We start from the raw sequence: 13,871 nt of genomic DNA, 5'->3' as shown, positions 1-13,871 counted from the left end.
TATAAAGTACATGCACGGTACATCCTGTAAATGCGCTCATGTAATTTGTATTTTTTTTCAAAAACTTATCACCCTGCAGTCATCAGTATTTCAACTGAACCATCAACATTAACAGATTTACTCGCGCACCTATATCGAAATTCTTGAAGCTGTGCAGTCCGTCCGATAAGCGGTTGCCATTCTTTGCAAATACGTCTGTTATTTTTATAATTTATAGCCAAATTGCAAAAATATTGAACGCCCTCCCATGGGTATATCATTTGGCATGTTCACAAATGGCGTGCTGTAGGGACTGGGTTCCCGCACATCGGCATTCAAGAGATTACGCACTGCCAAAGTCCAGTCCCAGCCTGCATGCTTTTTGTTCGTCCCCAGTGCCAAATCCAGGGTGGTGTAATCCCTGACATTCGGACGGGTGTCACCGGGTTCACGCTGGCGGTCTGCTACATGATTGACTTGTGCATTTACCCGCCATCCTGCTGCAGGCTGCCAGTCTGCCCGCAGATAGGCGTGGCGTCGCGGCGTCAAACCCGGATCTTTTTGTGACGTATCGTCAATAGCGCGCTGGTAAGCAATATTGCCTGCCAGACGCATATTCTTGCTCACATCCCAACTGGCCTCCAGTTCAAAACCCCGGCCGCTCTGGCTGCCGCCATTTTCATTCAAAAAATTATTACTGACCCTGATGATGTCCGACATCTGATAACGGAACAGATTCAAGCCCAGTTGCAAACCGGGTTGCGCTTGCCAGCTCAGCGCCAATTCCGTGGTGCGCATTCTTTCAGCCTTCAGTGCCGGGTTACCATTCACGACAGGATTATTGATCACATACAGTTCTTCAAAAGCTGGCGCACGAAAAGCACTGCCGTACAATAATTTGGCGGTCAGGTTGTAATCAACTTCCCATACCAGAGCCAGCCTGGGATTGGTCGTGTTGCCAAAATCAGAATACTGGTCACGCCGCACGCCTGCAGTCAAAGTCCAGTCCTTGGCAAACTGCCATTCGTCCTGCACATAGACATACTTCAACAAGCGGCTATGAGGACGCATGTAAGGCACAGTGTCAGTCACATCGACAATGTCAGAAAATGCACCCGCATTGATGGGTGAATTATCAGGGTTGAAATTTTTTGTTTCGCGTATCTTGTACAAATCTACTTTTGACACACCAGTACCCAGGCGCAAATGGTGCTGGGAAAAGCCGCTGTAATGCAGGGTTGTATTCAGGCTTTCCTGTCTTTCCCAGCGAAACGGGCTGCCGATAAAACCATCCTTGAAGGCACCACCAAAGGCCCCCGCAGGAAAGATATAAACGCTGGCATTTTCATTGTAATAAGTAAAACTGCCATTCAACTCCAACCCCCAGTCCTTGGCAAAATCCGGGTCCTTGTATTTCAAATCGCTGGTAAAACGACGACTGCTGCCCCAGCCGCTTGGGTCCAATGCCTGGGCTATGCCCGTGCCTGCACCTATGTTCTCCCTGTGCATGAAGCCCAGATGCAGATTCCATTTGTCGTAGGCGAGTTCCAGATTGGCATCAGTAGCGGCTCGACTGAAATTTTCATAACCTGGCGCCAGGGAAGCATGGGTGCCAAATAACTGGTCAAACCCGCTTTGCGCATCGCGTTCAACCAGAGCACGCGGCCCGGCAGTGCGGCTATGCTGCAAAGAAGCGGCAACCTCGATACCACCCCATTTGCCACCATGCAAAACCCAGGTGTCACGGCTGTTGAAGGAACCCAGCCTGATACCAAAACGCGTACCCTCTTGTTCTTTGGCAGTTTTGGTGACGATATTGATCACGCCTGAAAAAGCATCAGCACCATACAGGGCAGAACCAGGGCCGCGGATGACTTCTATCCTGGCGATATTTTCCAGTGGCATGTCAGCAGAGAGAAGTCCCCTGTCGCCAGTGTAGGCATTGGTAAGCGGTGTGCCATTGATAAGCACCAGCACCTGCGGGTTACTGAGCGCACTGCGCACCCCACGTATGGTATAAATGGCCATATTCAACACGGTAGAACGTCCTACATGCAAGCCGGGTACGGTTTCCAGTATGCCGTCCAGACTGGTGGCACCAGTTGCCTCTATATCGGCGGCCGTAATCACGGTGGCGACTGCAGGCGCGCGGCGCAGAGGCAAAGCCGAACCTGTAGCAACACTAATGACAGACTTGTCACCGTATTTATCACCATACACCAGGGCCAGGTCTTCTTCATTGCTCGGCTCATCTGCCCTGGCAAACTGCGGCAGGACTATCAGCAGCAAGGCAAAATTCAGGGTGCGTACCGTATTGATAAGGCGTCTCATCATGTCCCCTGGGGTTTATAAGCATAGTAATCCAATCCCTCTGGCAACAAAAGCCAGATGCATCAGGGCAACACCCCATTTGTCGCTTTGCTGCGCACAAGTGACAAGATTTAAAATATTTATTGCCTTTAAGGCAATTTAATTAAATGCCATCCGCAGGAAAACCCGACTTATGCACTTACCTCATTTATAATCAAAGGTTTAGCAATCACCGCAGATCATATTATGGAATTAGCCAAGTCTTTTGAGCCCGCAGAAATCGAACAATCCTGGCGTGGCGAGTGGGAAAAGCGTGGATATTTTGCCGCCACCATGGATGATGGCAAACCCTCGTTCTCGATACAACTGCCACCGCCAAATGTGACAGGCACCCTGCACATGGGCCATGCCTTCAACCAGACCATCATGGATGGCCTGACGCGTTACTACCGCATGCGCGGTCACAATACGGCCTGGGTGCCGGGTACTGACCATGCTGGTATCGCTACGCAAATCGTGGTGGAACGCCAGCTGGATGCACAAAAGATTTCGCGCCATGACCTGGGCCGTGAAAAATTCCTGGAAAAAGTCTGGGAATGGAAAGAAAAATCCGGCTCCACCATCACCGGCCAAATGCGCCGCATGGGTGCCTCTGCCGATTGGGACCGTGAATATTTCACGATGGATGCTGAACGCTCCAAGAGCGTGACTGATGTCTTCGTCAAACTGGTAGAGCAAGGCCTGATCTATCGCGGCAAGCGTCTGGTCAACTGGGACCCAGTCCTGGGTACTGCCGTATCTGATCTGGAAGTGGTGTCGGAAGAAGAAGATGGCTCTATGTGGCATATCCGCTACCCGTTTGCGGATGGCTCTGGTCACCTGACGGTAGCAACGACCCGCCCTGAAACCCTGCTGGGTGACGTGGCCGTGGCGGTTGATCCAACGGATGAACGTTATATCCACCTGGTTGGCAAGATGCTCAAACTGCCACTGACAGACCGCGAAATCCCGGTGATTGCCGACAGCTATGTCGATAAGGAATTTGGTACTGGCTGCGTGAAGATCACGCCTGCGCATGATATGAACGATTATGCAGTTGGTCAGCGTCACAAACTGGAGATGATTTGCATCTTCACTCTGGATGCCAAGATCAATGAAAACGCCCCTGCCGTATATCAAGGCATGGATCGTTTCGTCGCCCGCAAACAAATCGTTGCGGATCTGGATGCACAAGGCTTGCTGGATTCAGTAAAACCACACAAACTGATGGTGCCACGTGGCGACCGTACCAATGTGGTGATTGAACCGATGCTGACCGACCAGTGGTTCATGGCCATGAGCAAACCGGCACCGGAAGGCACCTTCTTCCCAGGCAAATCCATCGCTGAAGTGGCGCTGGAAAAAGTCGCTGACGGTGAAATCAAATTCATCCCGGAAAACTGGACAACCACTTACAACCAGTGGCTGAACAATATTCAAGACTGGTGTATTTCTCGCCAGTTGTGGTGGGGCCATCAAATCCCGGCCTGGTATGGCGACAATGGTGAAATCTTTGTGGCGCATGATGAAGCTGGTGCACAAGCCAAAGCGACTGCCGCTGGTTACACTGGCGCATTGAAACGTGATGATGACGTACTCGATACCTGGTTCTCATCTGCGTTGGTGCCTTTCTCTACCATGGGCTGGCCGGAAGAAACACCGGACATCAAACATTTCCTGCCATCCTCGGTACTGGTGACCGGCTTTGACATCATTTTCTTCTGGGTAGCGCGCATGGTCATGATGACTACGCACTTCACCGGCAAGGTGCCATTCAATACCGTGTATGTACATGGCCTGGTACGCGATTCCAGCGGCCAGAAAATGTCCAAGTCCAAGGGCAATACCCTGGACCCTATCGACCTGATCGACGGCATCACGGTGGACGAACTGGTAGCGAAACGCACTGCTGGTTTGATGAACCCTAAACAGGCTGCCAGCATAGAAAAAGCCACGCGCAAGGAATTTGCTGATGGCATTCCTGCCTATGGTACTGACGCTTTGCGCTTCACCATGGCCAGCTATGCGTCACTGGGTCGCAATATCAATTTCGATCTGGGCCGCTGCGAGGGTTATCGCAACTTCTGCAATAAACTGTGGAATGCAACCCGCTTTGTCTTGATGAATACCGAAGACAAGGATTGTGGTTTTGGTGCTGATGTTACCGATGTCGACCTCGAATACTCGCAAGCTGACAAATGGATAATCTCTACCCTGCAACACGCAGAGGCAGAGGTAGAAAAAGGCTTTGCCGACTACCGTTTCGACAATATCGCTTCTGCCATCTACAAATTCGTCTGGGATGAATATTGCGACTGGTATCTGGAAGTAGCCAAGGTACAGGTACAGCAAGGTAATGAAGCGCAACAGCGCGCTACCCGCCGCACACTCTTGCGCGTGCTGGAAGTGATCTTGCGACTGGCCCATCCTATTATCCCATTCGTCACTGAAGCCCTGTGGCAAACCGTGGCTCCGCTGGCAGGCAAGACCTTGAACCCGGCTGGCGACAGCATCATGATCCAGCCTTACCCGCAATTCGTGGCTGCCAACGTCGATACTGCGGCAGAAGCCTGGATGCAGGCACTGAAAGCCATGACAGACGCCTGCCGTAACCTGCGCGGTGAAATGCAATTGTCCCCTGCCAAGCGCGTGCCACTGTTGTTGCAGGCCGCGAACGCAGAAGACAAGGCCCGCCTGCAATCTTTTGCCCCTTACCTGGAAGCACTGGCGAAACTGTCTGAGGTATCTGTCGTTGATGCCCTGCCTGAGTCACCAGCACCGGTATCCGTCGTTGGCGAATCGAAGCTGATGCTGAAGGTGGAAATCGACGTTGCAGCAGAACGTGCACGTATCAGCAAGGAAGTCGCCCGCCTGGAAGGTGAAATTGCCAAGTTGGAGACCAAGCTGGGTAACGAAGGCTTTGTCGCCAAGGCACCTGCACAGGTCATCGCGGTTGAGAAAGAACGCCTGGCAAATTTCAAGGCCACTTTGCAAAAACTGCTGGAACAATTGGGTAAATTGCCACCAACATAATAAGCTTGGCAATACCTTGGGTTAAAGTAGGTACTCTAAAAATATTGTACGTGGTAAAAATTTTGCCACGTACAATCAAATCACATAAATCAGAGGCCGAAGCAGAGACCTAAGTTTTTCTTTTTGGAGACAGCATGAAAAAAACAGTTCCATTCGTATTATCCGCATTCATCGCATTCGCTGGCACCCCACTGCTGGCACAGGCTGAAGAAAGCCCGGTTGGCCTGTGGAAGAGTATTGATGACAAATCAGGCAAACCCAAGGCGCTGATACGCATTACCGAAACTGCCGGTGAATTGCAGGGCAAGATAGAGAAACTGTTTTTGGAAGCTGATGCTCCCGAAAAGAACCCAAAATGCGATAAATGTGAAGGTGCTAACAAAGACCAACCCATCGTCGGCATGACGATTTTGTCTGGCCTCAAAAAAGACGGTGACGAATATACTGGCGGCAAAATCCTCGACCCAGGTAATGGCAAGCTGTACAGCAGCAAACTCAGCATCATAGAAAACAACAAGAAACTGAATGTGCGCGGTTATATAGGCGCACCGATGTTTGGCCGCACCCAGACCTGGTTGCGCGAGCAATAAGTTTACAAATTTAGATAAAATAATAACAACGGGAGTTCAGGCTCCCGTTGTTATTTGCCATTCAAGAATTTAGCATGCCATCCTTCACACACTGTTGCAGTCCAGCGACTTGCCAGAAGCAGCAATAAGGCAGATGATGAACTCCTGAGTCCCTTTTGATGAAGGCAGTGTCATGAAAAAAGCATGGTCATTCTGGTGTGCTGTTGCTCTGCTGCTACCGCCTGGTATCTCATCGGCACAAAGCCAACTGCTCAAAATCGCTACTGGCGAATTGCCGCCCTATGCCACCGAGAGTCGCCCTGACAAAGGCATCGCCCTGAGCATAGTGCGGCGTGCTTTTGAACTGGAAGGCTATCAGGTTGAATTTACTTTCCTGCCCTGGTCACGGGCACTGGCAGAAAGCCGGGCTGGCAAGTGGGATGGCACAGCCTACTGGGGCCATAAACCTGAGCATGATGCCAGTTTCTTCCTGAGTGACAATGTCATCACCGAGCAATGGGTGTTTGTCTATCGCAATGCCCTTGATTTTAAATGGAAGCAACTGGACGATCTGCGCCCTTACCGTATCGCCATGATACAAGACTATACCTATACGCCAGAAATCTGGGCCATGGCCAACAAGGGGGATTTGAAAATGGAAAAGCTGCCGAATGATGTGGCAGCATTGAAACTGCTGCTGTTAAAGCGCGTGGACATCGCCCCTATGGAAAGAAACACTGCCTGTGATTTATTGGCACGGAATTTTTCACCCGCCGATGCGGCACAATTATCTGCCCACCCAAAATTAATGACAGACAGTTTCACCACCCATCTGATGATGTCGCGTGGCCTGCCCACCAGTGCCGGCAGGGTCGCGGCCTTTAATAATGGCTTGAAAAAACTGCGCGCCTCCGGCGAATATCAAAAGCTGTCTTCCCAGGTCAATTGTCCACAAGGCTGGTCTGACGTAGCCAAAGCCAATCACTAAATTTCTCTATGGTTTTTATTCTGCTTCATCGCCATGACCTGGCGCACATAAAGGCAGTTGCATGATAAAGCGGCTGCCTTTTCCAGGTTCACTTTCTACCCGTATACTGCCACCCAATACATCACAGACCAGGTTGTAGACGATATTCAATCCCAGACCACTGCCGCCCTGCCCCAGTTTGGTGGTGAAGAAGGGGTCAAAGATACGCCCCAGATTGGCGTCGGCGATACCCACACCATTGTCATTGACGCTTAATTCTACTTTAGCAGGTTCAGTACCCAGCAAATGCGCCCGAATATCAATGATGCCGTTTTCCCGTCCTTCAAATCCATGCAAAATCGCATTATTGATGAGGTTGCTGATGATCTGCCCCAATAAACCGGGGTAAGCATCCATGCGTATACCGACTGGAATATCTATGCGCACGTCATGGACATGGTGCCTGATACTGGCCCCCATGGTCAGCATGGTCTCCCTGAGGACTTCATCAAGAAAAAACACCCGGCGCTGGGCGCTGGTCCTGTCCACCGCCACGCGCTTGAAACTGCCTATCAGGTCTGCAGCGCTATGCAAATTGCGTAACAGGATGTCGCTGGCCTGCAGATTGTTATCGACATAATTTTGCAGGGCCGCGCGGGTAACGCCCTCTGTCATTTTCTTATTGAATTCGCGACTCAGATCATGGATGGTGCTGGCCACAGTCACTGAATTGCCTATCGGTGTATTGAGTTCATGGGCAACACCTGCCACCAGTGAGCCCAGGGCGGCCATTCTGTCACTGCGCTGGATTTCAGCATGGGCGCTATTCAGGTCATCGAGGGCAGTGCGCAATTCCTGATTCGATGCATGCAATTCCCTGGTGCGGTCTGTCACCCGTTGCTCCAGCGTGGCATTGTGACTGGCTTGCTCGTTCATTAACTCCCCCAGACGCAGGCGCATGGAATCCACCCCAAGGGCCAGGCTGCCCAGTTCATCGGGCCGGGCGGCGCTAACGACTTCTTCCAGATGCCCTTCACCGAGGCGATCTACATCGCGCTGCAATTGTTGCAGGGGGCGCATCATGCGCTTTTGGAACAGCAGCCATAACAGGAAAAAGGAAATCAGCAATTGCACCAGGATGGCAGCACCACCCTTGAGGAATTTTTTCAAAAATTCCTGCTCCATCCAGTAACTGCTCATTTCTATCGTGACCCGGCCTATGACGGTGCCATCTTTGCGGATATTGCGGGTTTCGCTGATCAAACCCTGCTTTTGCTCGTTGGCCTGTTCAGCATGGACAAAACGCCCCAATGCCGCATCTTCAACCACGATGCGAACCACATCAGGATTGAGCATGACGGAATTAACAAAGCTTTGGGCGCTGGTGGCATCAACTTGCCATAAGGGCACAGGCATGGTTTGCTCCAGCATGCTGGCATATTGCTTGAGCGGGCCGCGCACCCGGACCTCGTATTCGCGCTCATAACTATCCCTGGCCAGCACGGTACCAAGCAGGATGGCGGGGATCAGGATACCCAGGCCTATGCCCAATACGATGGCCTTACGCAAGGACAAAGTAGCTGAACGCAACCCTGCCTGCTGGCCTGATGATACTGAAGGATGTGAGTGCTTGCTGAACATCGTTGCAGCCAGTTCCGGTGTTAGCCTAAAGCCATAACGGCAGAATTTGTCCAGACCATGGGCCCGGACCTGATTGATTTGCAAAAAAACAGTAGCCGAAGTCTCAATGACAGATACCTGAAGGTACTCCGCGTTGCACAAATATTCTACCTGAAATTGACTACGCCTTCTTTGATTAGCATTTCACAGTGGCAAATCTGAAAAACTGGCAAACAGTCTTTCTCGACCTGCCTTGATGTGGATCAAGGATGGTGAACTTTATAAGCTTAATATGAAGACAAGGAAAATCTTTTCCTCAATCCTCAAAGGAATATCCATGCAAGTAGATCACCATCCTCTTTCCACTGAATTCCCTGAATTCAAACAAGCCATACATGAACTAAAGGCTGATAATGCCCATTTCGCCAAGCTGTTTACTGAGTATGATGAGGCAGACAAGGCTGTCAATCGTGCAGAAAACGGTGCAGAACACCTGGGAGATGTCGCACTGGAAGGTTTGAAGAAAATACGCCTCAGCCTGAAAGATCAGTTATTCCATATCTTGCAGACCAGTGCTGCTGCCTGATTGCAACTTGAGTTCTGAAAAACACAGGGCTCAGTGTCGGCGTTTTGACCTGAAAACTTGCTGGTCTTCATAAAAGACAGCATCTTGCCGGGGCCACCAGCCGGGCAAACCAAGCACAGGTAATGGCGTGTAATCTGCTGTTGTCAAAGCCTGGCTGGCCAGTTGCTGCGCCACCAAGCCGTCAATATGCGCGCGCCTGGCGATTGCATCCAGTGTGAAATAAGCTGGCTCCACCATCACTACCCAGGTGTGCGCAGTGATTGCCTTGTAAGGCTGGACCAGTTTCTCCATCAGGGCATGGCCGAAGCACCAGACTTCGGCGCAATTCCCGAATTTATCTGCCTGCGTGACGAAGGCATCCTGCCATGCATGGGCGCGCAAGGCTGCGATCAGGTCTGCGCCTTCAGCGGTATCAGCAAGAACCAGCAAGGCAGCATTTTCATCAAAGATAGTGGCGGCATCACGTGCCGGACCGCGTGATTTGCCTATGCCCAAAGCAGCAATTTGTGCCGCCTGCAAGGCATTCAATTGACGTTTAATGGCCGGAAAAGTCAGCCACACCAGGGCGTTGAAAAAATCATGTAGGTTCTCACGCGTGGGCACCAGGCCAGTAGCACTGATATGCGCTTCATACGCCGCGCCCTCCGGCAGTTCTTCCTGCGTGATAAAGCGTAGCGGCAGCTCAAGATGATTGCTCAGGCCTGCCTGCACGGCAAACTGATTGAGTTGCGCACGCCAGTCGTCTGCGGCCAACAAGCCTTGCGCCGCTGGTCTTACTGCGGCAAACCAGGCTTGCGACCAGTCTATGTCATCAAAAAAACGTATTGTCATGAAATGCTGACCAGATTTACGCTGCTTGCATTTTCCAGTGCAGGGTTTCACCACTGTTCAATGGCACGATGCTGCTATCGGCAAATGGCAATTCCGCCGGCATTTGCCAGTCTTCACGCACCAGGGTGATGCTGCCGCTATTGCGTGGCAATTGATAAAAGTCAGGGCCATTGAAGCTGGCAAATGCTTCCAGTTGATCCAGTGCACCCGCTTGTTCAAAAGCCTGGGTATACAACTCCATCGCATGCAGGGCAGTGTAGCAACCGGCACAACCACAGGCATGTTCTTTCAAACCCTTGGCGTGCGGGGCAGAATCAGTACCCAGGAAGAAGCGTTTGCTGCCCGAGATGGCGGCTTTGACCAGTGCTTGTCTATGCGTTTCACGCTTGAGTACTGGCAGGCAGTAATAATGCGGGCGTATGCCACCTTTGAAAATTTCATTACGGTTGTACAGCAGGTGATGGGCAGTAATCGTTGCGGCAATCGGGCCGCCAGATTCTGCTACATAGGCAGCAGCATCACTGGTGGTGATATGTTCAAATACCACTTTCAATTCCGGCATGTCCTTGCGCAGTGGTCGCATGACGCGGTCTATGAACACGGCTTCGCGGTCAAACAAATCGATCTCGGCATCTGTCACTTCGCCATGTACCAGGAAGGGCATGCCAACTTCCTGCATGGTTTCCAGAGTCTTGTAGCAATTTTTAAGATCAGTCACACCGGCATCTGAATTGGTGGTGGCACCGGCTGGATACAGTTTCACGGCATGCACAAAGCCACTGTCTTTGGCACGACGGATTTCATCTGGCGGCGTGTTATTTGTCAGATACAGGGTCATCAGCGGCTCGAAGCTCATGCCTGCAGGTAGAGCAGCAAGTATGCGCTCACGATAAGCCGCAGCCTGCTCAGTCGTTGTGACTGGCGGTTTCAGGTTAGGCATGATGATGGCACGGGCAAACTGTGCAGCCGTATGCGGCAGCACGCTGGCCAGTGCTGCGCCGTCACGTACATGCAAATGCCAGTCGTCTGGGCGGGTAATGGTGATTTGTTGCGGGGATGTATTAGTAGTAGAGGCAGTCATGGTAGCTCGCAGTGACGGAATACCGGCATTTTACCTTTTCCACCCGTCTTGAGCACCTTTGCCTGCACAGGCCCGTGACATTTCACTGCGGTCTGAGTCTGAAAAATATTGAAGTAGCAACAATCGTTCGGCGCCAAATTTTCTTAATGACATGTAATGATAGGGTCAAGCTTACCTCCAAAACGCTGCAATGCCATGACCCGCATGATCAGCGCCTGTTCGGGCAATATGTCCAGGGCATTTTGTGGCGAAGTGCCTTGTGTCATCAATAAAGCTTTGTCCTGCGTATGCGCCAGGCCCAATACATGCCCTAATTCATGTCCCAGTGGCTTACCTATCAAGAAATAGGGATTGGCGTGTTTGTCCTGGCGATTCATGAGCACGTCGTTAAATACCACTTTACCTGCTGGCAAATTCCCAAATGCATCGGCAACTTTGCCCGCAGGGGCAGGCATGGCGGAGGCGAAAATTACTGTCAGCTGATTGATGCTCTCGTTCCACGCGGGCATTTCACTCATTGGGCGAAATCTGAAATTGAAACCTATGCGCGCCTGCTGGTAATAACGGTTGACGAGTTCGATATAAGGCGCGAGTTGCTCAGGCTTGTTCCAGATGGCCGAGTCTTTGAAAAACACATCTATATTGATACCTATGGTTTTCTTGCTTTCTGCTTCAGTACAAATTGCTGCATTCGCCGTACAAACTGGCTGTTGATCAGGGAAAATTTTTAATACACGCGGCAAATTTTCGGCACGCAAATGCGACCAATCCAGCACTTGCCATTGATATTCGGCAGGCAGCAATTTGTTGCAGTTTTTTGCTGTCGCTTCCATTGCAAGGTTTGCGGAAGCACTCTGCTCCGCGCTTGCAGCATCAACCGTTGACGCCATCAGCAACAATCCAGCCGCAGTGAAGCGGCAGATCGACTGCATCACTGAATTAATAAGTGCGTGAGGAAATAGATGCATGGAAAGTAGCATGATGTCTTTGATGTGATTGTGATGCTACACAGTCAAAGACGCAGCAATTTTATTGTATCTGTACCTGATGGCAGCAGTTACAAACAAACAAGCCCGGCACTTTGCAGTGACGGGCTTGTTTGTTTTTATAACTTTGCTGCAGGAGATTACTCCCCCACATCACTACGAACCGAATTAAGCGATGAAGTCGCCAGCGACGATGGAACCTGCACCAGTGATTTTAACGATAAAGTCAGTTGCATCAACAGTACCTACAGTGCCACCGATGTTTTGGAAGGCATAAGTACCAGCTGCTGTACCTGCAGTTACAGTGATAACGTAAGCCTGGGTGTTAGCTGCCAGAGTCGCGCCAGCTGCGGTTGCTGCTGTTGCTATGGCTGCTGCCAGAGTAGAAATGTCAGCAGTAGCGATGGACAGCAAGTTCAATGTTGTTGCTGCAGTGCCTGTCTTGAACACGTCGGCGCCAGCAACTTTGAAGTTTGCCACTGTATCGATATTAGCCAATACAGAACCGGAAGCAATCACATCAGCACCAGTTGCAGTGGTCGACAGATTGATGGTATCCGCACCAGAACCACCAGTGATGGTTGTGTTGCCTGTACCGGTACCTAGAACGTTCAGTGTCTGACCACCTGTGCCCAGAACAACATTGCTGATGTCAGTAGCAGCAGACTTGGTGAAGTTCAAAGTCACGCCAGCACCGTTTTCATTTGTCACTGTCCATGCAGCATTGGTACCGCCAGTTACGTTGACAGTTTCAATGCCAGTTGTTTTTGTGCTCAAGTTGATTGATGCTGTTACTGCACCAACGTTCAGAACATCAGTACCCAAACCACCGTTGATAGTAGCGATGGTAGCATTGTAGATTGCTTCGCTAATGTTCAGTGTATCGTTGCCTGTACCACCAACTACGGAAACCGCACCTGCTGCTGCGGTAAATGTGTTAGTACCGTTAGCCAGGTTGTAGTTTTCGATTGCTGCGATACCTGCAACTGTACCTGCTGTTGTAAATGTCAGTGTTTCTGCACCAGCAGCTGTTACTGTACCTGTGAAGGCTGCATATTGAGCAGCTGTCAAAGTTACAGAGGCGTTGTTGGCCAGAGTCAGTTGTTCAAAGCCAGTGATGTTTGCACCAGCGATGTTAGCACCAGTTGCCAATACCAGAGTATCCGTACCCGCACCTGCAGTGAAAGTACCGCTGTAAGTCTTGCCTTCCATCGTCAGGGTATTATTACCTGCACCCAGGTTGACATTACCGGCAAGCATGGAGCTGCCAGAGTTGGCCAGGAAAACGCGGTCATTACCGCTGCCACCATTGATTGTAGTCACACCAGCCGTTGCAACGGTGAAATATACATCTGCCGATGTATTGTCTGTAGCGATGGTTTTGATGTTGGTAATAGTATTGCCACCACCAATAACGATACTGCCGCCACCAGTAAAGGTGATGATGTCTGTATCGCCAGCGTTACCATTGACAGTAGTACCAACCAGCGCTGCTGCATTACCTGTGAAGTTATCGTTCACGTTTGCAGTGCTGTTAAATACGCCGCCTGCCGTCAGGGCGATAGGAGACAATGCTGTACCGCCACCATTAACTGGAGATGTACCAACAACACCTGTTGTTACAACAGCGCCACCAGATGCTGTTACTGCATTTGTTGTCGTGATGTTGTTGACGTTACCGCCAGTTACATTCGAAGACGAAGTCACGTCATACACCAATGTACCGCTAGTAACAGAGATCAGGGACAGATCGATGTTGTTTGCGCCAGCGATGTCATCAACGATAGTCAGTTGATGTGGAACATTGCCTGTGAATGTGATCACTGGTGTGCTCAGGGACAGAGCAGCACGGGCAGCAACCAGAGCAGCG

At 50.9% G+C, this 13,871-nt stretch carries 10 protein-coding genes; 4 read left to right on the top strand and 6 right to left on the bottom strand.

The features are described from left to right. Positions 1 to 204 precede the first annotated feature (204 nt). On the bottom strand, positions 205 to 2,313 hold the full coding sequence (locus ACO0LD_RS29925) for a TonB-dependent receptor plug domain-containing protein (RefSeq protein WP_423012849.1): 2,109 nt from the start codon (positions 2,311 to 2,313) through the stop codon (positions 205 to 207). A 222-nt stretch (positions 2,314 to 2,535) separates the two neighbouring features. On the opposite strand from ACO0LD_RS29925, the gene ACO0LD_RS29920 reads away from it, so the two are divergent. The 3 genes from ACO0LD_RS29920 (at position 2,536) to ACO0LD_RS29910 (ending at position 6,918) form a co-directional block, all read left to right on the top strand. After that, entirely contained in the window at positions 2,536 to 5,361 is a 2,826-nt protein-coding gene (locus tag ACO0LD_RS29920) for a valine--tRNA ligase (RefSeq protein WP_423012847.1), read from the top strand. 134 nt (positions 5,362 to 5,495) lie between these two features. Then, complete coding sequence (locus ACO0LD_RS29915) at positions 5,496 to 5,951, top strand: DUF2147 domain-containing protein (RefSeq protein WP_423012845.1); 456 nt, start codon at positions 5,496 to 5,498, stop codon at positions 5,949 to 5,951. Positions 5,952 to 6,123: 172 nt separating this feature from the next. Beyond that, complete coding sequence (locus ACO0LD_RS29910; RefSeq protein WP_423012843.1) at positions 6,124 to 6,918, top strand: substrate-binding periplasmic protein; 795 nt, start codon at positions 6,124 to 6,126, stop codon at positions 6,916 to 6,918. A gap of 15 nt (positions 6,919 to 6,933) precedes the next feature. Here ACO0LD_RS29910 and ACO0LD_RS29905 read toward each other — a convergent pair whose 3' ends face one another. Continuing rightward, a complete protein-coding gene (locus ACO0LD_RS29905; RefSeq protein WP_423012841.1) occupies positions 6,934 to 8,487 on the bottom strand; it encodes a sensor histidine kinase in 1,554 nt (517 codons plus the stop codon). A 367-nt stretch (positions 8,488 to 8,854) separates the two neighbouring features. Between ACO0LD_RS29905 and ACO0LD_RS29900 the strand changes: the two genes are divergently transcribed. Continuing rightward, complete coding sequence (locus ACO0LD_RS29900) at positions 8,855 to 9,103, top strand: YdcH family protein (RefSeq protein WP_423012839.1); 249 nt, start codon at positions 8,855 to 8,857, stop codon at positions 9,101 to 9,103. A gap of 30 nt (positions 9,104 to 9,133) precedes the next feature. On the opposite strand, the gene ACO0LD_RS29895 is transcribed toward ACO0LD_RS29900, so the two are convergent. From ACO0LD_RS29895 to ACO0LD_RS29880, 4 genes are all read right to left on the bottom strand, one after another. After that, positions 9,134 to 9,934 carry a DUF3025 domain-containing protein gene (locus ACO0LD_RS29895; protein ID WP_423012837.1) on the bottom strand — a complete coding sequence of 267 codons (801 nt, stop codon included), beginning with the start codon at positions 9,932 to 9,934 and terminating at the stop codon, positions 9,134 to 9,136. A gap of 16 nt (positions 9,935 to 9,950) precedes the next feature. Continuing rightward, positions 9,951 to 11,015 carry a dihydroorotase gene (gene pyrC / locus ACO0LD_RS29890; protein WP_423012835.1) on the bottom strand — a complete coding sequence of 355 codons (1,065 nt, stop codon included), beginning with the start codon at positions 11,013 to 11,015 and terminating at the stop codon, positions 9,951 to 9,953. A 143-nt stretch (positions 11,016 to 11,158) separates the two neighbouring features. Continuing rightward, a complete protein-coding gene (locus ACO0LD_RS29885) occupies positions 11,159 to 11,848 on the bottom strand; it encodes a hypothetical protein (RefSeq protein WP_423012833.1) in 690 nt (229 codons plus the stop codon). Between the two features lie 321 nt (positions 11,849 to 12,169). Beyond that, positions 12,170 to 13,871 (bottom strand): beta strand repeat-containing protein (locus ACO0LD_RS29880; RefSeq protein ID WP_423012831.1); only part of this gene is annotated, 1,702 nt, incomplete at its 5' end.

Source organism: Undibacterium sp. Ji83W (assembly GCF_049340385.1).
Classification (GTDB): domain Bacteria; phylum Pseudomonadota; class Gammaproteobacteria; order Burkholderiales; family Burkholderiaceae_D; genus Undibacterium.
This window is presented reverse-complemented; position numbering and strand designations above follow the sequence as displayed.

Bases quoted from the DNA above. Each gene is read 5' to 3' on its own strand.
- ACO0LD_RS29925 (WP_423012849.1), bottom strand. From the start codon at position 2,313: ATGATGAGACGCCTTATCAATACGGTACGCACCCTGAATTTTGCCTTG.
- ACO0LD_RS29920 (WP_423012847.1), top strand. From the start codon at position 2,536: ATGGAATTAGCCAAGTCTTTTGAGCCCGCAGAAATCGAACAATCCTGG.
- ACO0LD_RS29915 (WP_423012845.1), top strand. From the start codon at position 5,496: ATGAAAAAAACAGTTCCATTCGTATTATCCGCATTCATCGCATTCGCT.
- ACO0LD_RS29910 (WP_423012843.1), top strand. From the start codon at position 6,124: ATGAAAAAAGCATGGTCATTCTGGTGTGCTGTTGCTCTGCTGCTACCG.
- ACO0LD_RS29900 (WP_423012839.1), top strand. From the start codon at position 8,855: ATGCAAGTAGATCACCATCCTCTTTCCACTGAATTCCCTGAATTCAAA.
- ACO0LD_RS29895 (WP_423012837.1), bottom strand. From the start codon at position 9,934: ATGACAATACGTTTTTTTGATGACATAGACTGGTCGCAAGCCTGGTTT.
- pyrC (WP_423012835.1), bottom strand. From the start codon at position 11,015: ATGACTGCCTCTACTACTAATACATCCCCGCAACAAATCACCATTACC.
- ACO0LD_RS29885 (WP_423012833.1), bottom strand. From the start codon at position 11,848: ATGGAAGCGACAGCAAAAAACTGCAACAAATTGCTGCCTGCCGAATAT.